23 protein-coding genes and 2 pseudogenes are annotated in these 23,333 nt (G+C 70.9%); 18 read left to right on the forward strand and 7 right to left on the reverse strand.

Annotated features, from left to right (window positions below):
• Positions 1-94: 94 nt before the first annotated feature.
• The 13 genes and pseudogenes from ACGFSA_RS22395 to ACGFSA_RS22455 all read left to right on the forward strand — a co-directional run bounded on the left by ACGFSA_RS22395 (position 95) and on the right by ACGFSA_RS22455 (position 12,859).
• Positions 95-1,447 (forward strand): ferric reductase-like transmembrane domain-containing protein, encoded by a 1,353-nt coding sequence (locus ACGFSA_RS22395; protein ID WP_393306786.1) that lies wholly within the window; start codon positions 95-97, stop codon positions 1,445-1,447.
• 23 nt (positions 1,448-1,470) lie between these two features.
• Complete coding sequence (locus tag ACGFSA_RS22400) at positions 1,471-1,911, forward strand: FMN-binding protein (protein ID WP_393306788.1); 441 nt, start codon at positions 1,471-1,473, stop codon at positions 1,909-1,911.
• 34 nt (positions 1,912-1,945) lie between these two features.
• On the forward strand, positions 1,946-2,659 hold the full coding sequence (locus ACGFSA_RS22405; RefSeq protein ID WP_393306890.1) for an FAD:protein FMN transferase: 714 nt from the start codon (positions 1,946-1,948) through the stop codon (positions 2,657-2,659).
• 7 nt (positions 2,660-2,666) lie between these two features.
• A pseudogene (locus ACGFSA_RS22410) lies at positions 2,667-2,900 on the forward strand (chitinase); the annotation flags it as partial.
• 107 nt (positions 2,901-3,007) lie between these two features.
• Positions 3,008-5,074 (forward strand): SpoIIE family protein phosphatase, encoded by a 2,067-nt coding sequence (locus ACGFSA_RS22415; RefSeq protein WP_393306790.1) that lies wholly within the window; start codon positions 3,008-3,010, stop codon positions 5,072-5,074.
• Positions 5,075-5,234: 160 nt separating this feature from the next.
• Positions 5,235-6,644 (forward strand): wax ester/triacylglycerol synthase family O-acyltransferase, encoded by a 1,410-nt coding sequence (locus tag ACGFSA_RS22420; protein WP_393306792.1) that lies wholly within the window; start codon positions 5,235-5,237, stop codon positions 6,642-6,644.
• Positions 6,645-6,765: 121 nt separating this feature from the next.
• Positions 6,766-7,755: an aldo/keto reductase gene (locus ACGFSA_RS22425; RefSeq protein WP_393306794.1), complete on the forward strand. Its 990-nt coding sequence runs from the start codon at positions 6,766-6,768 to the stop codon at positions 7,753-7,755.
• Positions 7,752-8,063: an L-rhamnose mutarotase gene (locus ACGFSA_RS22430; protein WP_393306796.1), complete on the forward strand. Its 312-nt coding sequence runs from the start codon at positions 7,752-7,754 to the stop codon at positions 8,061-8,063. Before ACGFSA_RS22425 ends, ACGFSA_RS22430 begins: the two co-directional genes overlap by 4 nt.
• A 1-nt stretch (position 8,064) precedes the next feature.
• Positions 8,065-8,919: an amidohydrolase family protein gene (locus ACGFSA_RS22435; protein ID WP_393306798.1), complete on the forward strand. Its 855-nt coding sequence runs from the start codon at positions 8,065-8,067 to the stop codon at positions 8,917-8,919.
• 96 nt (positions 8,920-9,015) lie between these two features.
• On the forward strand, positions 9,016-9,768 hold the full coding sequence (locus ACGFSA_RS22440; protein ID WP_393306800.1) for a LytR/AlgR family response regulator transcription factor: 753 nt from the start codon (positions 9,016-9,018) through the stop codon (positions 9,766-9,768).
• 63 nt (positions 9,769-9,831) lie between these two features.
• Positions 9,832-10,194, forward strand: a complete 363-nt coding sequence (locus tag ACGFSA_RS22445) for a hypothetical protein (protein WP_393306802.1) — start codon at positions 9,832-9,834, stop codon at positions 10,192-10,194.
• Positions 10,191-11,672, forward strand: a complete 1,482-nt coding sequence (locus ACGFSA_RS22450) for a cation acetate symporter (RefSeq protein WP_393306804.1) — start codon at positions 10,191-10,193, stop codon at positions 11,670-11,672. The genes ACGFSA_RS22445 and ACGFSA_RS22450 overlap by 4 nt, the downstream gene beginning before the upstream one ends.
• On the forward strand, positions 11,669-12,859 hold the full coding sequence (locus ACGFSA_RS22455; RefSeq protein WP_393306806.1) for a sensor histidine kinase: 1,191 nt from the start codon (positions 11,669-11,671) through the stop codon (positions 12,857-12,859). The genes ACGFSA_RS22450 and ACGFSA_RS22455 overlap by 4 nt, the downstream gene beginning before the upstream one ends.
• Positions 12,860-12,880: 21 nt before the next feature.
• Here ACGFSA_RS22455 and ACGFSA_RS22460 read toward each other — a convergent pair whose 3' ends face one another.
• A complete protein-coding gene (locus tag ACGFSA_RS22460) occupies positions 12,881-13,417 on the reverse strand; it encodes a hypothetical protein (protein WP_393306808.1) in 537 nt (178 codons plus the stop codon).
• Between the two features lie 124 nt (positions 13,418-13,541).
• Between ACGFSA_RS22460 and ACGFSA_RS22465 the strand changes: the two genes are divergently transcribed.
• A complete protein-coding gene (locus tag ACGFSA_RS22465) occupies positions 13,542-13,739 on the forward strand; it encodes a zf-HC2 domain-containing protein (RefSeq protein ID WP_393306810.1) in 198 nt (65 codons plus the stop codon).
• On the opposite strand, the gene ACGFSA_RS22470 is transcribed toward ACGFSA_RS22465, so the two are convergent.
• From ACGFSA_RS22470 to ACGFSA_RS22490, 5 genes are all read right to left on the reverse strand, one after another.
• Positions 13,673-14,239: a sigma-70 family RNA polymerase sigma factor gene (locus ACGFSA_RS22470; protein WP_393306812.1), complete on the reverse strand. Its 567-nt coding sequence runs from the start codon at positions 14,237-14,239 to the stop codon at positions 13,673-13,675. The two genes, ACGFSA_RS22465 and ACGFSA_RS22470, sit on opposite strands and share 67 nt — an antisense overlap.
• Before the next feature lie 410 nt (positions 14,240-14,649).
• Positions 14,650-15,111, reverse strand: a complete 462-nt coding sequence (locus ACGFSA_RS22475; protein ID WP_393306814.1) for a universal stress protein — start codon at positions 15,109-15,111, stop codon at positions 14,650-14,652.
• 454 nt (positions 15,112-15,565) lie between these two features.
• Entirely contained in the window at positions 15,566-16,096 is a 531-nt protein-coding gene (locus tag ACGFSA_RS22480; protein WP_393306892.1) for a hypothetical protein, read from the reverse strand.
• Between the two features lie 183 nt (positions 16,097-16,279).
• A complete protein-coding gene (locus tag ACGFSA_RS22485) occupies positions 16,280-17,044 on the reverse strand; it encodes a hypothetical protein (protein WP_393306816.1) in 765 nt (254 codons plus the stop codon).
• A 15-nt stretch (positions 17,045-17,059) separates the two neighbouring features.
• Entirely contained in the window at positions 17,060-17,191 is a 132-nt protein-coding gene (locus ACGFSA_RS22490; RefSeq protein WP_327242784.1) for a hypothetical protein, read from the reverse strand.
• A 567-nt stretch (positions 17,192-17,758) separates the two neighbouring features.
• On the opposite strand from ACGFSA_RS22490, the pseudogene ACGFSA_RS22495 reads away from it, so the two are divergent.
• From ACGFSA_RS22495 to ACGFSA_RS22505, 3 genes and pseudogenes are all read left to right on the forward strand, one after another.
• A pseudogene (locus ACGFSA_RS22495) lies at positions 17,759-18,303 on the forward strand (hypothetical protein); the annotation flags it as partial.
• A 287-nt stretch (positions 18,304-18,590) separates the two neighbouring features.
• Positions 18,591-19,409, forward strand: a complete 819-nt coding sequence (locus ACGFSA_RS22500; protein WP_393306819.1) for an SAM-dependent methyltransferase — start codon at positions 18,591-18,593, stop codon at positions 19,407-19,409.
• Positions 19,406-21,580 carry a putative bifunctional diguanylate cyclase/phosphodiesterase gene (locus tag ACGFSA_RS22505; protein ID WP_393306821.1) on the forward strand — a complete coding sequence of 725 codons (2,175 nt, stop codon included), beginning with the start codon at positions 19,406-19,408 and terminating at the stop codon, positions 21,578-21,580. Before ACGFSA_RS22500 ends, ACGFSA_RS22505 begins: the two co-directional genes overlap by 4 nt.
• A gap of 28 nt (positions 21,581-21,608) precedes the next feature.
• Here the strand turns inward: ACGFSA_RS22505 and ACGFSA_RS22510 are convergent, their stop codons facing one another.
• Entirely contained in the window at positions 21,609-22,529 is a 921-nt protein-coding gene (locus ACGFSA_RS22510; protein WP_393306823.1) for a LysR family transcriptional regulator, read from the reverse strand.
• 95 nt (positions 22,530-22,624) lie between these two features.
• On the opposite strand from ACGFSA_RS22510, the gene ACGFSA_RS22515 reads away from it, so the two are divergent.
• On the forward strand, positions 22,625-23,332 hold the full coding sequence (locus ACGFSA_RS22515) for a succinate dehydrogenase (protein WP_393306825.1): 708 nt from the start codon (positions 22,625-22,627) through the stop codon (positions 23,330-23,332).
• Position 23,333 lies beyond the last annotated feature (1 nt).

Genomic DNA, 23,333 nt, shown 5'->3' on the forward strand with positions numbered 1-23,333 from the left:
GGGCGGCCGCCGCCTATTCAGAAGGTACGCAGAGGATGCGCTGCGAGGCTTGCCGTCGTCGGCCGCCCCAGCGGTCCCTTACGAGGGGAGCCTCATGACCACCACAGCCCCCGCCTCGCCGTACGTGAGCAAGGGCACACGTCACCGCCGCCCGCCGCGCAGCGTCGCCCCGCTTCTCGTATCCGCCGTCATCTACGCGGGGGCCGCAGCCGTCCTCGCCCTGTGGTGGAGCGACACGTCCGCCGTCGTCGGCGCGGCGGGCCGGCTGACCAACGCGGGGCGCATCACCGGGCTGCTGGCCGGGTACGCGTGCGCGGTCCTGGTGGTTCTGATGGCCCGCGTCCCCCTGCTGGACCACAGCATCGGCACCGACCGGCTGGCGCGCCTGCACGCCGCCGGCGGCCGGTGGACCGTCTCAATGGTCCTGGCCCACACCCTTCTCGTCATCTGGGGCTACTCCCTCAGTGCCCACACGGACGTGGTGAGCCAGACCTCCGTCCTGGTCCTGCACTACCCGGACCTCCTCAAGGGCACCGCGGGCTTTCTGCTTCTCCTCCTCACCGGTGCCGTCTCCGCCCGAGCCGCCCGCCGCAGGATGAGCTACGAGACCTGGCACTACCTCCACTTCGCCACCTATCTGGCGATCTTCCTCACCTTCGGACACCAGCTCTCCGACGGCGCCGACTTCGTCGGCAACCGACCCGCGCAGCTGGCGTGGTATGCCCTCTACCTGGGCGCCGCCGCCCTGGTCGTCTGGTACCGGTTCGCGGTCCCGGTACGCCGTGGCCTGAGGCACCGGCTGACGGTGACCGCCGTCCACACCGAAGCCCCCGGCGTCGTCTCCGTATACCTCACCGGCGAGCGCCTCGACGAGCTGGGGGCCGAGCCGGGACAGTTCTTCCGCTGGCGCTTCCTCACCCGAGGCCTGTGGTGGACCGCCAACCCGTACTCGCTCTCCGCACCAGCCCACCCCCGCCATCTGCGGATCACCGTCAAGGCCGACGGCGCCCACAGCGCCGCGCTGGCCCGTCTCGCACCCGGCACCCGGGTCTGGGCCGAGGGACCGTACGGGGGCTTCACCGCGCGCCGCCGTACCGCCCACCAGGTGCTCCTGCTGGCGGGCGGGGTCGGCATCACTCCGCTGCGGACCCTGTTCGAGACGCTGCCCGGACCGGTGACCCTCGTCTATCGCGCCCGACGGACCGAGGACCTGGCGCTGCGCGCCGAACTCGACGCCATCGCCGCCCACCGCCGCGCGACGGTGCACTACGTCGTCGACGGGCATGTCCCGCTGACCGCACCGGCCCTCAGCCATCTGGTCCCCGGCCTGGCCGCGCACGACGTCTACCTCTGCGGTCCGCCCGGCATGACCGAGGCGGCGATCCGAGCCCTGCGCGACGCCGGAGTGCCGCGCCGCCGCATCCACCACGAGTCGTTCGCGTTCTGATGAGTGCCCCGAGGAGAAACACCGTGCGCCGAGCCGTGCTCGCCACCACCGGCACCAGTGCCCTGGTCGTGACCCTGCTGTCCCTGAAACCGCACCAGCCTCCCGGTCTGCTCGACGCGGGCAGGCGTCCGACGACCACGGTCTCCCCGGGCACGTCGACCGGTGCCCCGCCCGGCGCCGCCGCCGCGACGGGCACGTTCAACGGTGATCCGGTCGACACGCGGTACGGACCGGTGCAGGTCGCCGCCACCCTCGTCAAGGGGAAGCTCACCGCCGTTCGGGTGCTCCGGGCGCCCGATGAGAACGGCCGCGACCAGGAGATCGCCGCGTTCGCGCTGCCCCGGCTCACCCAGGAGGCGCTGGGTGCCCAGAGCGCGAACATCGACTCCGTCTCCGGAGCCAGCTACACCAGTCAGGGCTATATGGAGTCCCTGCAGAGCGCATTGGACCGGGCCGGTGGCTGACCCCGCGCACGGGCTGCGCCATGTCGAGCACGTCATGGGCACGGTGTTCTCCTTCGACATCAGGGACCGGCCCACCCCTGCGATCCGCCGCGCCCTCGACGACGCGGTGCGCGGGCTGCATCACGTCGACGCGGTGTTCTCCACCTACCGTCCGGACAGTGCCATCAGTCGGCTGGGCCGCGGCGAGTCCGGGCTCGGCACCTGTCCGGCGGAGGTCCGTGAGGTCCTCGACCTGTGCGGCGATGTCACCCGGGTCAGCCGCGGCTGGTTCAGCGCCACACCGGGCGGTTTCCTCGATCCCTCCGGGCTGGTCAAGGGGTGGGCGGTCGAGGCCGCCTCGCAGCTGCTGTACGAGAGCGGCGCGCACAACACCTGCGTGAACGGCGGCGGCGACCTTCAGCTGCGTGGCGAGGCGTGCCTCGGCGTTCCCTGGCGGATCGGTATCGCCCACCCCCTGCGCCGCGGGGCGCTGGCCACCGTCGTGTCCGGACGCGATCTCGCGGTCGCCACCTCCGGAACGGTCGAACGCGGTGCGCACATCCTCGACCCGCACACCGGCACCCCGGCCCTGGGCCTCGCGTCGATCACCGTGGTGGGGCAGGCGCTGACCCTGACGGACGCCTTCGCCACGGCTGCGTTCGCCATGGGCGAGGGAGCACGCGGCTGGCTGGAGTCGCTGGACGGGTACGAGGCGCTCGCCGTCGCACCCGACGGCCGGGAGTGGCGCACCAGTGGGTTCGGCTGGTAGTTCTCCGATGCCCTCGTGCTTCGGGCCGACGGTGGCACCCGAGACCGCCCATGTCGCCGGCGACAGTGTCGCGTACGGCTCGATCCGGGGCGCGTACCTGCCCATCGGGAAGAAGTACGCGGACAACGGCCGGCTCCGGTGGCTGAACACGCAGTACCGCAACGGGAGCATGTACGGGTGTTCCGGCAACTCGTACTTCGCCGGAACGGTCCAGTGTTTCACCTTCGACGTCAAGGCGCTCCAGAGTTGCTGAGAGCCTTCCGATGAGGGTGTTCGGCGGCATTTTGTCTGCCGCCCGTCGGCCGGGATCGTTCGAGGAATCGGACAATCAATGGCAAAGTGTCCCCCATGGATGGTCGGGTAGTGGGTGCCCTGTCGCTCCCGGACGACTGGCCCGCCCACCCGGATCTCAGCCTCGCCCTGAACCGTATGGGCAGCTTCGACTGGGACCTCGACAGCGGACGCATGCACATGGACCGGCCCGCGCTCGACGTGTTCGACCTGCGGGCCGATGAATACGACAACCGGCCGGAGAGCCTCTCCCTCCGCGTGCCGCCGGACGAGCGGGTACGCATTGACGCCCTGGTCTCACAGGCACTCAAGAGCGGAGAGAGCAACTACGGCGCGTACTTCCGGATCCTTCGGCGCGACGGCACGATGCGCTGGACCCACACCCAGGGCTTCATCCGCCGTGACGAGACCGGCCGCCCGCGCCGGATCATCGGCATAGTCAGGGACGCCACCCAGGAGCTGACCGACTCCACCGTCCGCCACGAGCAGGACGAGGAACGGCGCCGGCGCACGACGCTGGTGGAGGGCACCACGGCCGCCCTGGCCCACGCCCGCACCGTCAGGGACGTCGTCGACGTACTCAAGAACTCCCAGGGGCTGGTCCTGCTCGGAGCCACCAGCCTCGTCATGGGGTTGATCGAGGCGGGGCGCATCCATCTGGTGGCCGACGGGCCCGAGGGAGCCTTCGTGCCGGGCACCCGGTACACCCGTACGGACGAGCCGTACCCGATGAGTGAAGTGGTCCGCACCCTCGCGCCCCGCTTCATCAAGTCCGCCGAGGACTTCGCCACCTCGTACCCGATCCTGTGGCCGCACATCAGTGACCTCGGCATCACCTGTGCCGCCTATCTGCCGCTGATCGCCCAGGCCCGCCCCATCGGTGCCCTCGGACTCCTCTACAGCGACAAGGACGGCTTCACCGGCGACGAACGCAATCTGCTGGTCGCTCTCGGCAGCTCCATCGCCCAGAGCCTGCAGCGGGCCATGCTCTACGAGCAGGAGCACGACCTCGCCCAGGGGCTCCAGCAGGCCATGCTGCCGCGCCGGGTCCCGGATGTTCCCGGCGCGCAGATCGCCGTCCGGTACCGCTCGGCGAGGCTCGGGCGGGACATCGGGGGCGACTGGTACGACGTCATTCCGCTGCCCGGCGGCCGGGTGGGCGCCGTCATCGGCGACGTCCAGGGCCACGACACGGACGCGGCCGCGGTCATGGGACAGCTGCGCATCGTCCTGCGTGCCTACGCCGCCGAGGGGCACAGCCCGGCCACTGTCATGGCCCGCGCCTCCGTCTTCCTTCATGAGCTCGACACCGACCGCTTCGCGACCTGCACCTACGCCGAGGTCGACCTGAGCACCGGGGTGGTGCAGCTCGTCCGGGCGGGGCATGTCGAGCCGCTGGTACGTGACGTCGACGGAAGCTGCCGCAGGCTCCCCGCCGAGGGAGGGCTGCCGTTGGGGCTCTCGGCCGAGTTCGGCCGGCTCGAATACCCGGTCAGCACCGTCGAGCTGGACCCCGGCCAGACGGTGGTGCTCTACACCGACGGCCTGGTGGAGCTGCCGGGCGGCGATCTCGACGAGGGCATGCAGCTGCTGACCTCCGTGATCCGGAACGGGTCGCCGGACCTTCAGAAGCTGGCCGACCAGCTGTGCGAGACGGTCGACGAGCGGGGTGGCGAGGACGACGTGGCGGTCCTGCTGCTGCGCCGCAAGGCCACCCACGCACCGCAGCCGGGCGGCCGGCTCCGGCAGCATGTCGCCCAGAACGATCCCGAGGCGCTGAGTTCGGCCCGGCACCTGATCCGGGCGGCGGTGCGGGCCTGGGGCGCGAAGGACCGGGCGGACGAGGTCGAGCAGGCCGCCGATGAACTGATCACCAACGCGCTGATCCACACCGACGGCGGGGCGATCGTCACCATCCGGGTGCTCACCGGGCCCGAACGGCGGCTGCGGGTCGATGTCGAGGACCGGTCGAGCGCGCTGCCGCGCCGTCGTGACGCGGGGGAGTCCGGCGTGTCCGGGCGTGGGCTGATGCTGCTGGACCGGCTGGCGGACGCCTGGGGCGTGGAGTCCCGCGGCAGCGGCAAGTGCGTGTGGTGCGAGTTCATCGTCCCCAGGCGCGAGTGACATGTGGCCATGGTTGACACCGATGGAGGTGATGCGGACTACCAGACGGTAACAGAAAGTAACATGTCTGTACTTGACCGTAACCGATCGCGAGCGATTGACTGCGACTGCGGCAGTCGTTGACTCCGGCAATCTTTGCCTTCGATGACATGAGGACCCGTTGGGCACTGAACTACTGGCACCTCTCGATCTGGCTTTCTGGCACCTCGAAACCGATGCGCATCCCATGCACCTCGGTGCGCTCGCCGTCTTCTCGCCGGCGCCCGCCCCGGCGCCGGGCGTCACCGCGGACGCCGTGGTGGAGCTGCTCGGCGCCCGCGCCGCGGCGATCCCCCGGCTGCGGATGCGCGTACGGGACGTCCTGCTGCCGGTCGGCGGCGCCGCCTGGTCCGTCGACAAGGACTTCGACGTCTGTCGGCACGTCCAGCGCGTGCTGCTGCCCCGGGACGACGAGTCGCCGGACGGCGGCTTCATGGCCGGGGCCACCCGGCTCGCCGGCGAGCTGATGGAGCGGCCGCTGGAGCGGGGGCTGCCGCCCTGGGAGATGTACGTCATCTCCGGCGCCGACGAGGGGCCCTTCGCCGTGCTCGTCAAGCTGCACCACGCGCTCGCCGACGGCATGCGCGCCGTCGCCATCGGTGCCGGGATCTTCGACGAGATCGCCTCCCTCGGAGCCCGCGCCCGCGGCGGTGCGAGCGCCCGCCGGGCGCGCCCGGTCCCGCCCCGCTCGTGGATGCCGGGGCCGCGCCAGGTGGCCGGATTCGCGCTGGGCCGGATCGAGGACCTCTCGCGGGCGTTCGGGGTCGGTGCCTCCGTCGTGTGGGCCAGCCGCCTCGATCTGCGCGGCGCCCCCGCGCTCACCGCGATCTCCAGCGGCACCCGTCGGCTGGCCACCGCGGAGTTGGACGGCGAGTCCGTCCACCGGATCCGCCGGGTCGCGGGCGGGACCACCAACGACGTCCTGCTCGGCGTTGTCGCCGGAGCGCTCCGCCGCTGGATGGTGGAGCGCGGCGAGCAGCTGCCCGTCGCCGACCCGCGCGCCCTCGTCCCGGTCTCCCGGCGCAGGCCCGGCACCGGCGCGGCCTCCGGGAACCGGCTCTCCGCCTATCTGCTCGGGCTCCCCGTCTCCGAGTCCGATCCGTGGGAGCGGCTGCGCACCGTCCGCACCGCCATGGACCGCAACAAGGCCGCCGGACCACTGCGGGGTGCGGGCGCCGTCGCGGTGCTCGCGGATCAACTGCCCTCGCTGGCCCACCGCTTCGGCGCTCCGATCGCCGGCAGTGCCGCCAGGATGCTCTTCGACGTGCTGGTCACGAGCGTGCCCCTGCCGCGTTCGGCGCTCTCGCTGGGCGGCTGCCCGCTGCGGGCCGTCTATCCGATGGCGCCGCTGGCGCGCGGGCAGTCACTGGCCATCGCCCTGTCCACCTACGGCGGCCGGGTGCAGATCGGCCTGGTGGCCGACGGCAAGGCGGTCCCCGACCTGGAGCGGCTGGCCCGTTGCGCCGAGGACGAGCTGGGCGAGCTGCTCGACCTGCTGCCGGTCGGTCAACCCTCGCAGCGGTGCCGATAGATCGGACAGATTTCGGCGCAGGTGCGGAAGTTCGTGGGGCCGATGGAGTTGACGCGTCCAAGTGATCCGATGAATATTCGTTGTGCAGGAATTAACGATCACCGGTGAGGACGGCAGCGGCATGCGGCGAAACAGGCTGGGAACCAGTGCGGTCGAGGTGACCGAGCTGTCCTTCGGGGCGGCCGCCATCGGCAATCTCTTCCGTGAGGTCGACCCCGCCCGGGCCGCCGAGGCCGTGGACGCCGCCTGGGACGAGGGCGTCCGCTACTTCGACACGGCACCGCACTACGGGCTCGGCCTCTCCGAACGCAGGCTGGGCGCGGCCCTGCGTCACCGGCCGCGCGACTCGTACGTGGTCTCCACCAAGGTCGGCCGGCTGCTCGACCCCCTCCCGGCCGACTCGATCGCGTCGTACGACGGCCTCTCCGAAGGCTTTGCCGTGCCCGCCACCCACCGCCGCCGCTGGGACTTCAGCGCCGACGGCGTACGCCGCAGCATCGAGGACAGCCTCGAACGGCTCGGTCTCGACCGCATCGACATCGCCTGTCTGCACGACCCGGACGACCACGCCGAAGCCGCCTTCCGCGAGGCCTACCCGGCCCTGGAGAAGCTGCGCTCGGAAGGCGTCGTCGGAGCCATCGGCGCGGGCATGAACCAGACCGCGATGCTCACCCGCTTCCTCCGCGACACCGACGTGGACACCGTCCTCTGCGCGGGGCGCTACACCCTCCTCGACCAGTCCGCGCTCGCCGAGCTGCTGCCCGAGGCGACCGCACGCGGCCGCAGCGTCGTCGTCGGCGGAGTCTTCAACTCCGGGCTGCTCGCCGACCCGCGCCCCGGCGCGACCTACGACTACGCGGCCGCCCCGCCGGCCCTTCTCGACCGGGCCCTGCGCATCAAGGCCGTCGCCGAGGGCCACGGCGTGCCACTGCGCTCCGCCGCCCTGCACTACCCGCTCGCCCACCCCGCCGTCGCCACGGTGCTTGTCGGCACCCGCTCGCCCGACGAGATACGCGACGCCGCCGGCCTGCTCTCCCGCGAGATCCCCGACGCCCTCTGGGACGAACTGCGCGCCGAGGGCCTGCTCACCGAGGACGGACACCGGCCATGAGAATCGCCCTGCACACCAAGGTCCGCGCCGACCGCATCGAGGAGTACGAGGCGGCGCACCGCGACGTCCCCACGGAGCTCACCGCGGCGATCCGCGCCGCGGGCGCCACCTCCTGGACGATCTGGCGCAGCGGCACCGAGCTGTTCCACGTCATCGAGTGCGAGGACTACGCCCGGCTCCTCGCCGAACTCGAGCAGCTGCCCGTCAACGTGGCCTGGCAGGCCCGGATGGACGAACTCCTCGACGTGGCGCACGACTACTCGTCGGACGGCGCCGAAGCCGGTCTCCCCGTCGCCTGGGAGCTGTGACATGACCGGCCCGCAACGGATCGTCGACGCCCACCACCACGTGTGGGACCTGTCGGTACGCGAGCAGGAGTGGATCACCGGCGAGGAACTGGCCCCGCTCCGGCGCACCTTCACCCTGGCCGACCTGGAGCCCGAGGCCCGCGCCGCCGGGGTGCACGCCACGGTCCTCGTCCAGACCGTCACCGTCCCCGAGGAGACCCCCGAGTTCCTCGCCCTCGCCGACGGCAACGACCTCGTCGCGGGCGTCGTCGGCTGGACCGACCTCACCGCGCCCGGCATCGCCGACACCCTCGCCGCCCTGCGCGAACTCCCTGGTGGCGACCGGCTCGTAGCCATCCGCCACCAGGTCCAGGGCGAACCCGACCCCGAGTGGCTGCTGCGCCCCGAGGTGCAGCGCGGACTGTCCGCCGTGGCCGCCGCCGGACTCGTCTACGACCTGGTCGTCCAGTCCCACCAGCTGCCCGCAACCGTCAGGGCCGCCGCGCTGCTGCCGGAACTCACCTTCGTACTCGACCATGCGGGCAAGCCGCCCATCGCCACCCGGAGCCTGCACCCCTGGGCGGAAGACGTCCGGGCGCTGGCCGGCCGGCCCAACACCGTCTGCAAACTCTCCGGCCTGGTGACCGAGGCCGACCTGCGCTCCTGGACGGTCGACGACCTCCGCCCGTACGCCGACACCGTCCTCGACGCCTTCAGGCCCGACCGCCTGATGTTCGGCTCCGACTGGCCGGTCTGCCGGCTCGCGGCGAGCTATACGGAGGTCGTCGACGCCGCACGCGCCCTCACCGACGGACTGGGCGCGGACGAGCGGTCGGTGGTCTTCGCGACCACCGCGGAGCGGACCTACGGCCTCTGAGGGCGGCGACAGGGGGCAGCGGGCTGCGGCGCCCTGGGACCCATAAGGCCGCTGGCCGGCCGTCGCCTTTTCCGGACACGTCTACACTCCGGCCTCATGCTGCGCGTACTCGCCGTCGACGACGAAGCACCCGCCCTGGAGGAGCTGCTCTACCTCCTGCGCGCCGACCCCCGCATCCGCAGCGCCGAAGGCGCCACCGGGGCCACCGAGGCGCTGCGCCGGATCGGCAGCGCCGTCGACGCCGGTCCCGACGATCCGTCCGCCATCGACGTCGTCTTCCTCGATATTCACATGGCGGGCCTCAGCGGCCTCGATGTCGCCCAGCTGCTGGCCGGGTTCGCAGTGCCCCCGCTCATCGTCTTCGTCACCGCCCACGAAGGGTTCGCCGTCCACGCCTTCGACCTCAAGGCCGTCGACTACGTCCTCAAGCCCGTCCGCCGCGAACGCCTCGCCGAAGCCGTCCGCCGCGTCGCCGAACAGGTCGGCGGCCGCTCCGCTTCCCTCCAGGACACCGCAGCCGACCAGATGGCCGTCGAACTGGGCGGAGTGATCCGGTTCATCCCGATCGACGACATCGCGTACGCGGAGGCGCAGGGCGACTACGCCCGGCTGCACACCGCGGGTGGCAGCCATCTCGTCCGGATCCCCCTCACCACCCTGGAGGAACGCTGGCGCTCGCGCGGCTTCGTACGCATTCACCGCCGCCACCTCGTCGCCCTTGGCCGGATCGACGAACTGCGGCTCGACGCGGGCAGCATGAGCGTCCGCATCGGCACCGCGTCGCTTGCCGTGAGTCGCCGCCACACCCGCGCCCTGCGCGATCTGCTCATGCGGCAGACCGGCCGCTGACCAGGGACTACCCAGGTCCGAAACCTTCCCAGAGCGGTCCCCGGCTGCGTACACTCCGGGCCCATGTCCGCAGAGTCGACGCCCCGGCGTGAAGTGGTGACGGGGCAGCCCCGGCGGGTGCGCCCGCTGCCCCGCTACCGCACCCAGTCGGAGATCGACGAGCAGACCGCGCTCGGCGGTGCCTACGTCCGATCGTTGATGCGCAGCCAGCTGCGTGCCGGACTCACCGCGTTCACCGTCCTCGCCGTCGTCGTCGGCACGCTGCCGCTCGTCTTCGCGGCGCTGCACAGCGCCGCCGTCGTCTGGACGGTCCTCGGCTTCGCCGCCTACCCGCCGTTGACTCTGATCGCCTGGTGGTACGTGCGGCGGGCCGAGCGCAACGAGCGCGACTTCGCCCGGCTCGTGGAAGGCCGCCCCGTACAGTGAGCCGCACGTACGCGGTGGTGGCCGTCGCCGCCGTCGTTCTCGCCACCGTCCTCGTCGGCGGTTTCGGGCTGCGCATCTCCCGTACCACCTCGGACTTCTACGTCGCCTCCCGCACCGTGCGCCCACGGCTCAACGCCGCCGCGATCAGTGGCGAGTACCTCTCCGCCGCCTCCTTCCTCGGCATCGCCGGCCTGGTGCTCGTGCACGGCCCCGACATGCTCTGGTACCCGGTCGGCTACACCGCCGGCTATCTGGTGCTGCTGGTCTTCGTCGCCGCGCCGCTGCGCCGCTCGGGGGCGTACACCCTGCCCGACTTCGCGGAGGGGCGACTCGAATCGCGGCAGGTGCGCAGGCTGGTGAGCGTGCTCGTCGTGGGGGCGGGCTGGCTCTACCTCGTACCGCAGCTCCAGGGTGCCGGGCTCACCCTGAAGATCCTGACCGGGGCGCCCGGCTGGCTCGGCGATGCGCTCGTCGCATCCGTCGTCGTGGTCGCCGTCGCGGCGGGCGGCATGCGGTCCATCACCTTCGTCCAGGTCTTCCAGTACTGGCTGAAACTGACGGCGCTTCTGGTCCCTGCGATCTTCCTGGTCCTGTCCTGGCAGGGCGACGGGCGGCCCCAGGTCACCTTCGACGAGCAGCTGTCCGTCTTCCGGGCCGACCATCCGCTCTACGCGACCTACGGGCTGATCATCGCGACGTTCCTCGGAACGATGGGGCTGCCGCACGTCGTCGTCCGCTTCTACACCAGCCCGAACGGCCGCGACGCCCGCCGCACCACCGTGGCCGTCCTCGCCCTGATCGGCGTGTTCTACCTGCTGCCGCCCGTGTACGGGGCACTGGGCAGGCTGTACGCCCCCGAGCTGATCCAGGGCGGGGACGCGGACGCCGCCGTGCTGCTGTTGCCCGAACGCGTCGTCGGCGGGCTCGGCGGGGACCTGCTCGGCGCACTCATCGCCGGCGGCGCCTTCGCCGCGTTCCTGTCGACCGCATCCGGACTCACGATGGCCGTCGCCGGCGTCATCACCCAGGACGTCCTGCCCTCGCGCGGCGTACGGCACTTCCGGCTGGCCACCGTTCTCGCCATGTGTGTGCCACTGGCCGGCTCGCTCATGGTCAGCCGGGTGCCGGTGGCGGACTCCGTGGGGATGGCGTTCGCCGTATCGGCGTCGTCCTTCTGCCCGCTGCTGGTCCTCGGCATCTGGTGGCGGCGGCTCACCCCGCCGGGCGCGATCGCCGGACTGGTGCTCGGCGGCGGCTCCGCGTTCCTGTCCGTCGGGATCACCGTCAGCGGTGCGGTGCGCCCGCCCGGCTGGCCGCACACCCTGCTCGCCTGGCCCGCCGTCTGGTCGGTGCCGGTCGGCTTCCTCGCGATGGTCCTGGTGTCGCTCGCCACGCCCGGTCGCATACCGTCCGGCACGAATGCCGCGATGACCCGCTTCCATCTGCCGGAGGCCCTGATACCCGGGAGACACCGATGACAGGGCCCACGTATGCCGTCCTCGTCCTGCTCGTGCTCCTCCTGCTCGGCGCCGGGTTCCTGCTCGGCCGCCGCACCGCCCGTCCCGTCCGCCCCAGCGACGTCGGCACCCCCGTCGAGCACGCCACCTTCGAGACGCTGCACACCGCCTCGCTCGCCGCGCCCCCGCTGCGCGCCGGACTCACCGAGGAGAGCGCCCGCAAGTCAGCCCGCAGACTGCGTTCCCTGCTCGGCACCGACGCGCTCTGTCTCACCGACCGGGACCGGGTCCTCGTCTGGGACGGCGAGGGCGACCACCACGGCAGACACGTCATGGACCAGGTGCAGGGGCTTCTCGCCAGCGGCCGCGACACCGCCTTCCACAGCGACTGCGACGACCTCGACTGCCCGCTGCGCTGGGCCGTCGCCGTGCCGTTGACCGTCGACCACCGTGTCCTCGGCGCCCTGATCGCCTACGCCCCGCGCGAGTCGGCGGTCCTGGCCAGGGCGGCCGGAGAGGTGGCCCGCTGGGTCTGCGTACAACTCGAGCTCGCCGAACTCGACCGGTCCCGCACGCAGCTCATCGAGGCCGAGATCAGGGCGCTGCGTGCCCAGATATCCCCGCACTTCATCTTCAACTCCCTCGCCGCCATCGCCTCGTTCGTCCGCACCGATCCCGAGCAGGCCCGCGAACTGCTGCTGGAGTTCGCCGACTTCACCCGCTACTCGTTCCGCAGCCACGGCGACTTCACCACCCTCGCCGACGAGCTGCACTCCATCGACCAGTATCTGGCCCTCGTCCGGGCCCGCTTCGGTGAACGGCTCGCGGTCACCCTCCAGGTCGCCCCCGAAGTCCTGCCCGTCGCCCTGCCGTTCCTGTGCCTCCAGCCTCTGGTCGAGAACGCCGTCAAGCACGGACTCGAAGGCGCCGTCACCCGCAGCCGCATCACCATCAGCGCGCTGGACGCGGGCTCGGAGGCAGAAGTCGTCATCGAGGACGACGGCACCGGAATGGACCCGGGACGGCTGCGGCACATCCTGCGCGGCGAGGGAGGACACTCCACCGGCATCGGACTGCTCAACGTCGACGAGCGGCTCCGCCAGGTGTACGGCGACGACTACGGGCTCGTCATCGAGACGGGCATCGGCGCCGGGATGAAGATCACGGTGCGGCTGCCGAAGTACCGCGCCGGGGTGCACGGTTCGTGACGAGCGAAGGCGCCGTCGTGCTCAGTGCAGATGGATCGCCAGATGCCCCAGTGGCAGCCCCAGCTGCCAGGCGGGCGTCCACACCTGGGCCGACGCCTGTGCCCACTCCTCGTCGCCCACGGTGCCGAGCGGCTCCCACGGCGGCGGCCCTACCGCGTCGAGATCGGCCGCGAGCAGCTCGGTCTCGTCCAGCCACCGCCATGCACGACGGGCCAGCGCCAGATCGGGATCCGGAACACGCCGGCCGCCGTCCGGCGAGGGGACCGCGGACGCCGCCGCGTCGAGCCGTTCGCAGACCCAACGGCGCCAGGCACTCCCGTACGCCGTCAGCAGCCGCAGCTCGTCCATCCGGGTCGCGGGCAGCGCATCGGCCACCGCCCCGTCGGAGAGGAAGATGGTCAGGGCGAGCGCCTCGCGCCCCGCGCGGTACTCGAGCGTCGACGGCTCCATCAGATCGCCGGTCCGCAGCAGTTCATCGGCGATGTACTCGGCGTACATCCAGGCCATCGGGACCAGCAGCCCGCCCCCACTGGTTCCATCCGTACGTTCCGGACGCATCCCGTCTCGCCTCTTCCTCATCTCGGCACCGGGCCACACGCAGCATTGAACCGGGGGAGCGCGCCCCGCGTGGCCAGAAGGACAGGATCCGTCCGACCCGATCCGTCACAGACATGAGGTTGCGATGACCGCTGATCCCGGGGAGGGACCGCACATGCGGCAATTGCTCGGCGCGTATGTGCTCGATGCGCTCACCGACGGGGAGGCCCGGCTGGTCTCGCGGCATCTGCAGGACTGCGACGGATGCGCCGCCGACTATGTGGAGGTCGCGGAGACGGTGTCCCTGCTCGGCCTGCTGAGCGAGGAGGACCTGCTGGAGTAGCCGGGCAGGTTGCGGGAGAGCAGGCGCAGCGCGTAGTAGGAACGGGACTTGACCGTGCCCGCCGGTATGCCCAGCACCTGCGCCGTCTCGCCCACGCTCAGCCCGCGGAAGTAGATCTGGACCAGCACCGCACGGTGCTCCGGGCTGAGCGTCCGAACCGCCTCGCGGACATCGAGCGCGGCGACGGTCGCCTCCGCCGTGTCCTCCCGGCCCGGGGCGCTCTCCAGTACGAGGTCGCCGACCTCCGTCGGCCGGGCCTGGCGGGACCTGCGCGCATCGATCGCCAGCCGCCGGGCGACAGTGAAGAGCCAGGGCCGCATCGATTCGTACGGACTGTCGAACGCCTCGGGGTGCTGCCAGGCGCGTACGAGCGTCTCCTGGAGCAGATCCTCGGCGCGCTGCCGGTCGCCGAAGGTCAGACCGAGCAGGAAGTGGAGGAGCGCGGGACCGTGTTCGCGCTGCAACTCCGCGAGGGCCCGCTCATCGGTCGTCGTGGTCATGGTAAACGCCCCTTTCCCGCGGAGGCCTCTGCCGCCTCACCGCTGCCTGCGCCGTATACGAACGCATCGGGGCCGCGACGAACAGAAGATGCACCGAGGTGTGCGACGAGCGGTCGCACGGAGCGGCGAATGGTGCGGTGAACGGTCGGCCGGGCGGTGAACGGACAGGGGCGGGCGTCGTGCGGCGAGTGCGACCCCGCACTCGGCCGGACATGCGGTGTGGCCGAGTGCGGGGTCGGTGGCGGTCAGCGGGCAGCGGACGCCGGCCGTACGGACAGCAGCCACCCCCGCCCCGGCGCCACCGAGACCGGCTCGCCCGCCGCGGGGTCTTCCCCCCGGTCGGTCCACGATGGCCGGCGTTTATCCGAAGATGGCCCAGGGCTCCATCGGCGCCATGGTGTTCGCCGAGTTCACGGAACGACGGTGACGGGCCAGCGCCCCGCCTTCACCAGCCGGATCGCCACCGATCCGATGAACCGGTGTCCCGCTGACTCCGACGCGCCCACCACGACGGCATCCGCCTTCAACTCGTCTGCCGCGGTGACCAGGCCGTTGTACGGATCACCGCGGAAGGTGTGGAACTCCCAGCGCACATCCCATAGGCCCTTGACCCGCTCCGTGGCCGCCCTGATCTCGCTCACCAGGCCCTCCGCGACCTCGCCGGTCGTGTCGGCGACCGGTGCGCCGAGCGTGGCACCCGCGGGCATTACCGGCTGGACATAGACGAGGGCGAGCATGGCGTTCTGTCGGCGGGCCAGCCCGGCGGCGTACGCGGCGGCGCGCATCGAGGAATCGGACCCGTCGAGGCCCGCGACGATCACTTTCGGACCGTCTGTGCCACGTTCGAACTGGTGAGGCTGCTGGTCTGTCACGGCAGTGAGGTTAGCCGCTTCCGCGGCCGCACCTGGCCCGGGCGAATGGGTGGCTGCCGGAAAGGCCCACCCGATCGGGGCGAATGTGCGGACAGCGGACTCTGACTGTCCATGACCTGCGCCTCCGTCAGAAGTGTCGGGCAGGGGCCTGCTGGGTCGGATCACCAGGGTGGAGCAGTGCCGGAATGTGTGGATCAAGGATCTGGTGAGGGTTCGTCACGCGCAGGGCGGCGCCGATGGATCTACGGACGCAGGCTCCGCGGAGCTGAGCGCCGGAGCCGGCCCGGGCCGCCGTCGCGGAGATCGGTGGCGGCGCGTCCCCCGTGCGTCTTCGGTGGATGGGCCACCATGTGATCCGGTCGGCCGAACGCGGCCACCGGCCCGGTAAGCCCGTCGCCCCGGGTCCTGATCCAGGACCCGGGGCGACGGGCTTACCACCGACGGTCTGCGCCGGTCAGTGGCTGTACCTCTCGTTGCGCCGGCGCACCACGAAGACGGCGCCGGTGGTCGCGGCCACGGCCAGTGCCGTGCCGCCGACCAGTTGCGCGGCATTCATCCGGCCGATGCCGCCGCCGAGATCACCCGGTACACCGTTCGGCGCGATCGCCGTGGAGCCGGGGGTGGGGGTGGGGGCGGAGATCGCGAGACCGATCTCCGCCGTGGAGGTCGGCGATGTATTGCAAATGAACGACACTTCATAGGAAGCGCCGGGTTTTGCATCCCAGTCGACCGTGGCCGAGGCGCTGCCTCCTCTGGGAATAGTGACGCTGTCGAAGATGCCCGAGCTGGCCGTTGCTGTTGTTAGGCACCCCCGGGCGGCCAGGGTGACCTGGCCGCCCGGCGCGATCACCGACGGAGCAACGGTGTATCCGGTCGCGCCCGGCGTGCCCCCCGACGTCACGGCGTACGAGGTCGCAGCCGGAGCGGTCAGGGCGAGAGCGGTGGCGCCGAGCAGGGAGACGGGTGCGACGCCTATGGCGCGCATCATGAATCCTCCGGTTCCCCGAGGAGCAGCTGCGGAACGGATATCCACAAAGTGTTAAATATGCACCTCGATGGAGGAAACGTTAGAAGTGCTGTATATCGCTCGCGATCGGGGACCGGCGAATGGGGCACCGGTGTCCCCCGGGCGGCGCACCGACGGGACGTCAGGCCGTCAGGGTGCCGGTCAGCCCGACACGTTGGGAAAGAGGTCGAGGAACGGCGCGGCCGTGGCCGAGATGCCGCGGCCGAAGGGGGAGTCGAAGTCCCAGATCAGGAAGAGCAGGAAGGCGATGAGCACGCTGAACAGCCCGGCCAGCAGCAGTTCCCGGAATGTTCGGCGGATCTGCAGGGTGAAGATCAGCCCGATGGTCACCAGCGCCCCCGTGATCAGCCCGAACCAGACCACGCCCGGCATGGTGGCGCCGGCGCTCTGGGCGCGGGCACTGCGCGCGTCGTCGGCCGCGGCGACCTGGTCGACCAGTGGCTGATACGCCTGCCCCTCGTGGTCGTTCCTCGGCCGGTAGCCGGTGACGTCGGCACGTACCCGGCCGAGAAGTTCTGCGCCCTCGTCGGTGAGGCTTCCGTGCTCCGCCATCGCCCTCCACTCGTCGTGGACGACATGACCGACGTACGCGTCGACATGGGCGCGGATCCGGGTACGCACCTCGGCCGGGTAGACCGACGAGCGGGCGTTCACCTCGTGCAAGGCCTGGGCCTCCTGGCGGACGTACTCCTGGGCGGCGCTGCGCCCCTCCCAGACGCCCGCGATGGCGAGGCCGAGCACGATGGCGTACACCACGCCGATCATCATCGTCATGTATTCGATGACGTCAGGGGTTTCGGACGGGTCGTCGTCCTCCCTGACGCGGCGATTGTTGAGGACGGCGATGGTGAGCACGACGGCGCAGGCCGCGGCCATGGCGAGGGTGAGAACGAGCCATTCCGACATGGGCTTCTCCGTAGGTCATCGGGAGCGGGGACGTAGCACGGCGACGGCGAACACCGCGGGAGCGGTGATCAGCAGGGTGAGGGTGACCAGGGAGGGACCTCGCTGGGGGACCTTGCGCGGCGGCTTGCGGTAGGTGGGGATCGCCACCGGCTTGGGCGGGGGTGGCGTGGGGCGTACGGAGGGCGTGGGCTGCGGAGGGGGCGGTGGGGGCACCGGTGCCGGGGGTGGTGGCGGAGGAGGAGGTGGGGGCGGCGGGGGAGGCGGGGGAGGCGGGGGAGGGGGAGCCGGAGCCGGCGCCGGCGGTGGGGGTGGGGGTGTCGGCCGCGGGGTCGGTCCGGGCGCCGGGCCCGCCTGGCAATGGCCGTCGCCCGATGTGGCGACCGCCGAGTTCCCGCCGCCGTCCCCGATCGAGGCGTACGAGCAGTTGTCGGCCACCGCGGGCACCGGGGCGGTCAGGAGCCAGCTGAGTGCGACGGCTGCGGTGAGCCGCCCGAAGAGGGATCCGTACACGACGGGGAGCATGTTCCGGCCGGTCGGACGGCACTCGGACCACGGTCCTGATTCCCCTGATGGAGGGGACCTGGGGCGCTGAGGGTTTGCGGATCGGGAAAATTCTGCGAACGCGTTGAACAAAGAAGCACCCGCCGCCCGTACCCAGGGCCATGAACGACGGGGTCCCGCGTCACAACTTGCGTTAGAATAACGGGAGTTGACATGAACACCTGGCGGAGGGCCTCGCTCACGGGCACCGCGGCGGCCCTGTTGGCGCTGACGGCGGCGTGCGGTCAGGAGCAGGGCACGGATTCGCCCAACGGCCAGAACGTCGGCAATGCCGGCCCGGCCGGTCAGTCTGGCAGCGGCTACGACACGGGCAGCGGATACGGCTCCGGCAGCGACTGAGGATCCGATTCCGGGGCCCAGGGGGCAAGTGCAAGCAGGCGGGACAGCTCGCGGTGTGGGACAGCAAGAAACTCGGCAAGGTCGTGACGGACAGCGAGGGATTCACTCTCTACCGTTTCGGCAAGGACACCGCGAGCCCGCCGAAGCCGAATTGTGAGGGCGACTGCGCGAAGATCTGACCGGTCGTTCCCGCGGGCAATGTGACGGCCGCCGCCGGTGCCGACGGAGCCCTGATCGGCAAAGTCACCCGTGCGGACGGCACCCGGCAACTCACCATTGCGGGGTGGCCGATGTACCGGTATGCCAAGGAAGCCAAACCCGGAGACGCCAAGGGTCAGGGAGTGGAAGGCACGTGGTTCCCCGGGTGACACCAACGGCCAGGGTGCCGGGGGCACATGGTACGCGGTGTCCCCCGACGCGAAGCTCGTCGGCGCCCCGAAGTAGCCACACAACAGCCGTTCCGGACCGGCCAGTCGCCGAATGTCACCGTTAGCGACGGGCCGGTTGCACATGTCACGGGTGTGTGACCAATAACGGACCGCTAATTTCCGTTTCCGCTCGCTCTCCTGGCGGTCAATCAGTAGCCTCTGGTCAACACTGACCATGAACATGGCCGGATCGCCGTGGCGACTTGTTGGAGACATCGATGGAGCGTCCCGCCTGGGCACCGCAAGGCATTGACATTTCGGTGCCGAGCGTGTCACGCATGTATGACTTCTATCTGGGCGGATCGCACAATTTTGAGGTGGACCGGGAAGCGGCCCGCAAGGCCATGGAGTTCATGCCGGGACTCCCCAAGATCATGCAGGCCAATCGAGCCTTTATGCGCAGGGCAGTGCGCCATGCGGTGAGTGAAGGCGTCACTCAGTTCCTGGACATCGGTTCCGGCATACCGACCTTCGGCAATGTCCACGAAGTCGCCCAGGCCGCGGACCCGGAGGCGCGGGTGGCGTATGTCGACCACGACCCCGTGGCGGTCGCGCACAGCCAGGCCGTACTCGAAGGAAACGACCGCGCGGTCATCGCCACCGCCGATCTGCGTCGCCCGCAGGAGATTCTGAAGAGTCCCGAGGTCAGCGAACTCCTTGACCTGGAACGCCCGGTGGCGCTGCTGCTCGTCGCCGTCCTCCACTTCATCGAGGACACCGACGACCCGCAGGCGGCCGTTGCCGCCCTGAGCGAGTCACTCGCCCCCGGCAGCCTGCTCGTCATCACCCACGCCTCGTACGAGGGCATTCCGCTCACCCAGGAGGAGGCGGGCGGTGCGGTCGGTGTCTACCGGAACATCCGCAACCCGCTGATCATGCGGTCGCGCGACGAGGTCAGCCGGTTCTTCGACGGGTACGAGATGGTCGAGCCCGGGCTCGTGGCCATGCCCAACTGGCGTCCCGACACCCCCGTGGTGCAGGAGCAGGAAGACCCGTATGCCTTCTCGGGCTTCGGCGGAGTGGGACGCAAGGCGTGAGCATTCCCGCCCAAGTGTCCGAAGCGCCGGACGCGGAGCCCGACGACGCCGAGGACCGGCTCCGGAGATTCGCCACCATCTGGAGCCGGGCCATCTTCCCCTCGACGGCCACTTCCATGACCCGTCCGGAGTTCGAACAGCATCTGCTGCCGCTGGCCCGCGGGTTGAGCGACATCCTGCACGCGCGTCCCTTCGACCCGGCGCCCGCCAACAAGGTGGGAGCCGCGCTCGTCGCCGCGCACTGCACGGACCCGGACGCGCTCAGCTCCACGCTCGGCGTCGTCGACTCGTACCTGGTGCTCTACTGCGGCGGCAACGGCCCGGTGACCCTGTCGACCGAGGACAGCAGGGCCCGCTGTGCTCGCATGCAGCACGCCCTGGCGGGCGGCTTCACCCAGGCGCTGCGCGAGCGGACCCTGGCCGAGCAGGAGGCCATCGCCCGCTCGGCGCTCACCGCCCGCTCCAACGCCGAGCAGGCCCTGCACGCCACCGAGGCGCGGTTCCGTGCCGTCTTCAAGGACGCCGCCATCGGCATCGGGATCGCCGACCTGGAAGGCAATGTGCTGGAGGTCAACGACACGCTGACCCGGATGTTCGGCGGCCTCGACCACCACGTCCGCAGCCACAAGGTCAACGAGTGGGTCCACCCCGAGGACTCGCCGCACGTGTGGAAGTACTACGAGGAGCTGGTACGCGGCGAACGCGAGCACTACCGCGTCGAGAAGCCGTACTACCGCAACGACGGCACCGTCCTGTGGACCAACCTCACGGTGTCGCTGCTCCGCGACCCCGAAGGCCGGCCGCAGTACCAGCTGGCGCTCATGGAGGACACCACGGAGCGCAGGCTGCTGAATCTGCGGCTGCGGTACGAGGCCACCCACGACGCGCTCACCGGCCTGCCCAACCGCACGCTGTTCTTCGAACGGCTGGAGAAGGCGCTCTCCGCCGACGACAGCAGCCGCTTCGGGCTCTGCTATCTCGACCTCGACGGCTTCAAGGCGATCAACGACAGCCTGGGCCACGCGGCAGGCGACCGGCTGCTCGTCGAGGTCGCCGACCGGCTGCAGAGCTGTGCGACCGCGCCGGGCGAGATGGTGGCACGGCTCGGCGGCGACGAGTTCGTGGCGCTGACCACCGGCCCGCACACCGAGTCGGAGGTCGACGAACTGGCCTGCCGGATCCTCGGAGTGCTCGCCACGCCGATCCGGCTCGACGGCCGCGAACTGACCGTACGAGGCTCCATCGGCGTCGTCGAAGGACCGGCGGGCGAACGCAGCGCCGCCGAGGTGCTGCGCAGCGCCGACATCACGATGTACCGCGCCAAGTCGGCGGGCGGCAACCGCTTCGAAATCGCCGACGCCGAGGCGGACGCCCGCGCCATCACCCGGCACGGGCTGACCACCGCGCTGCCCGCCGCCCTGGAGCGCGGCGAGTTCTTCATCGAGTACCAGCCACTCGTGCACCTCGGTGACGGCACGGTCCACGGCGCGGAGGCCCTGGTGCGCTGGTGCCATCCGCAGCACGGGGTGCTCGGGCCGGACCGATTCATTCCGCTCGCCGAGCACACCGGGCTGATCGTGCCGCTCGGGCGGTGGGTGCTGGAGGAGTCCGTACGACAGGCCAACTTCTGGCAGGAGCGGCACAGTGACGGGGGGCCGCTGCGGATCAACGTCAACCTCTCGCCGACCCAGCTGCACCATCCGCGGCTGGTCGCCGAGACCGTGGACGTGCTGGAGCGCTCGGGTCTCGAGCCGGCAGCGCTGTGCCTGGAGGTCACCGAGTCCGCGCTCATCGGAGCCGACGACGACCTGCTCAAGCCGCTGCGGCAACTGGCCGAGATGGGTGTCGACATAGCGCTCGACGACTTCGGTACGGGCTATTCGAACCTGGCCAATCTGCGTCGGCTGCCGGTGAGCGTGCTGAAGCTGGACCGTTCCTTCACCCAGGGCATGCAGCAGCATCCGGCCGACCCGGTCGACCTGAAGATCGTCGAGGGGGTCGTCGCGCTGGCGCACAGCCTGGACCTGGCGGTCACGGTGGAGGGTGTCGAGACGGGAGCGCAGGCGGAGCAGCTCCGGAAGCTCGGCTGCGACACGGCCCAGGGGTGGTACTACGCGCGGCCCGGGGCGCCTGACCGGATCCACTCCTTGCTGCTGGCCGACGCGGTCTGAGCGGGGAGGCCCGGCACCGGTTCCGTCCTCAGCTTCCGGGCGGGCTCGATTTCCCGAGCCCGCCCGGCCGGCTGGCCAGCAGCACCCGTTGGAGCTCCCGCGCCGCCCGCGGAGGCGCCACGTCACTGCGGTGCGCCAGCGCGATCGTGCGCCGCAGCCCCGGCGGGGCCAGTCGTGTCGTCCGCAGGTCGTGCCCCGCCCGGACCGCCACCATGCTGGGCACCACCGCCACGCCGAGTCCCGCCCGTACGAAACCGAGCACCGCGTCCATCTCGCCGCCCTCCACGGTGAACGACGGCTCGAAGCCCTCCGCCCGGCACGCGGCCACGGTCAGCTCCCGCAGGTCGTAGCCGTGCCGGAACATCACCAGCGGCTCGCCCTGCAGATCCGCGATCCGCACGCTTGCGCCCTTCCCCGGTCGCGGAGCCTCCGCCGACGACACCACCACCAGGTCCTCCTGGAGCAGCTCCACCGTGGTCAGCGCAGGCGACGCGGTCGGCAGCGGCAGGACCACGAGCGCGAGATCGAGCGCCCCCCGCGCCAGCTCCCGTACGAGGTCGTGCGAGCCGCCTTCCTCCAGCAGCAGCTGGATTCCCGGGTGCTGGTCGTGGAACGTGCGCAGTACGTCGGGCAGCAGCCCCGTGCACAGGCTCGGCGTCGCCCCGAGCCTGACCCGGCCCCGGCGCAGCTGGGCCAGCTCCTGCACCTCGTGCCGGGCGGTATCGGCATCCGCCAGGATCCGGCGGGCCAGCGGCAGCAGGGCCTCGCCCGCGTCGGTCAGGGTGATGTTGCCGCGGGCCCGGCTGAACAGCTCCGCCCCCAGCTCGTTCTCCAGCGCCCTGATCTGCTGGGAGAGCGAGGGCTGTGAGACATGCACCTCCTCCGCGGCGCGGGTGAAGTGCCGGGTCTCGGCGACGGCCACGAAGTACATGAGCTGCTGAAACTGCATACACCCAGCGTAGCCCGCTCCATAGCCAGAGGCTATGGACATGAGCCACACCATGTCTTGGACCGATGAGCCCCTGCGGCCGTAGCGTCGTGCCCATGGCACTGGCAACACGGACGGACCGACGACCGTCCATGACGCGTACGCTCTGGGACTCGTCCGTCGGCAAGAAGGCGGTCATGGCCGTGAGCGGCCTGATCATGCTCGGCTACCTGGTCGTCCACATGATCGGCAACCTGAAGATCTTCTTCGGGCCGGGGGAGTTCAACCACTACGCCCACTGGCTGCGGGTCATGGGCGAGCCCTTCCTGCACTACGAGTGGGCCCTCTGGATCGTCCGTGTGGTGCTCGTCGTCGCCGTCGTGGCGCACGCCACCTCCGCGTACCAGCTGAGCCGCCGGGACATCAGGGCGCGCCCCAGCAAGTACGTCCACAAGAAGCCCCGCGCGAGCTACGCCACCCGCACCATGCGGTGGGGCGGGATCATCCTCGCCCTGTTCATCGTCTGGCACGTCCTCGACCTGACCACCGGCACCGTCCACTCCGGCGGTTTCCAGTCCGGGCACCCGTATCAGAACGTCGTCGACACCTTCTCCACCTGGTACGGCAACGTCATCTACATCGTCGCCATGCTCGCTCTCGGACTCCACGTCCAGCACGGGTTCTGGAGCGCCGCGCAGACCCTCGGCGCGGGCAGGGCGAGCCGCGACCGTGTTCTCAAGACCATCGCCAACGTCCTCGCACTGGTGCTGACGGTGGGCTTCATCTCCGTACCCGTCGCCGTCATGACCGGAGTCGTGAGCTGAC

Source organism: Streptomyces sp. NPDC048496, assembly GCF_043200055.1.
In the GTDB taxonomy this organism is placed as follows: Bacteria; Actinomycetota; Actinomycetes; order Streptomycetales; family Streptomycetaceae; genus Streptomyces.

Excerpts from the sequence above, each read along its gene's own strand:
- ACGFSA_RS22395 (WP_393306786.1), top strand. The coding sequence starts at position 95 with ATGACCACCACAGCCCCCGCCTCGCCGTACGTGAGCAAGGGCACACGT.
- ACGFSA_RS22405 (WP_393306890.1), top strand. The coding sequence starts at position 1,946 with ATGGGCACGGTGTTCTCCTTCGACATCAGGGACCGGCCCACCCCTGCG.
- ACGFSA_RS22415 (WP_393306790.1), top strand. The coding sequence starts at position 3,008 with ATGGATGGTCGGGTAGTGGGTGCCCTGTCGCTCCCGGACGACTGGCCC.
- ACGFSA_RS22425 (WP_393306794.1), top strand. The coding sequence starts at position 6,766 with ATGCGGCGAAACAGGCTGGGAACCAGTGCGGTCGAGGTGACCGAGCTG.
- ACGFSA_RS22430 (WP_393306796.1), top strand. The coding sequence starts at position 7,752 with ATGAGAATCGCCCTGCACACCAAGGTCCGCGCCGACCGCATCGAGGAG.
- ACGFSA_RS22435 (WP_393306798.1), top strand. The coding sequence starts at position 8,065 with ATGACCGGCCCGCAACGGATCGTCGACGCCCACCACCACGTGTGGGAC.
- ACGFSA_RS22440 (WP_393306800.1), top strand. The coding sequence starts at position 9,016 with ATGCTGCGCGTACTCGCCGTCGACGACGAAGCACCCGCCCTGGAGGAG.
- ACGFSA_RS22445 (WP_393306802.1), top strand. The coding sequence starts at position 9,832 with ATGTCCGCAGAGTCGACGCCCCGGCGTGAAGTGGTGACGGGGCAGCCC.
- ACGFSA_RS22455 (WP_393306806.1), top strand. The coding sequence starts at position 11,669 with ATGACAGGGCCCACGTATGCCGTCCTCGTCCTGCTCGTGCTCCTCCTG.
- ACGFSA_RS22460 (WP_393306808.1), bottom strand. The coding sequence starts at position 13,417 with ATGCGTCCGGAACGTACGGATGGAACCAGTGGGGGCGGGCTGCTGGTC.
- ACGFSA_RS22465 (WP_393306810.1), top strand. The coding sequence starts at position 13,542 with ATGACCGCTGATCCCGGGGAGGGACCGCACATGCGGCAATTGCTCGGC.
- ACGFSA_RS22470 (WP_393306812.1), bottom strand. The coding sequence starts at position 14,239 with ATGACCACGACGACCGATGAGCGGGCCCTCGCGGAGTTGCAGCGCGAA.
- ACGFSA_RS22480 (WP_393306892.1), bottom strand. The coding sequence starts at position 16,096 with ATGCGCGCCATAGGCGTCGCACCCGTCTCCCTGCTCGGCGCCACCGCT.
- ACGFSA_RS22485 (WP_393306816.1), bottom strand. The coding sequence starts at position 17,044 with ATGTCGGAATGGCTCGTTCTCACCCTCGCCATGGCCGCGGCCTGCGCC.
- ACGFSA_RS22500 (WP_393306819.1), top strand. The coding sequence starts at position 18,591 with ATGGAGCGTCCCGCCTGGGCACCGCAAGGCATTGACATTTCGGTGCCG.
- ACGFSA_RS22510 (WP_393306823.1), bottom strand. The coding sequence starts at position 22,529 with ATGCAGTTTCAGCAGCTCATGTACTTCGTGGCCGTCGCCGAGACCCGG.
- ACGFSA_RS22515 (WP_393306825.1), top strand. The coding sequence starts at position 22,625 with ATGGCACTGGCAACACGGACGGACCGACGACCGTCCATGACGCGTACG.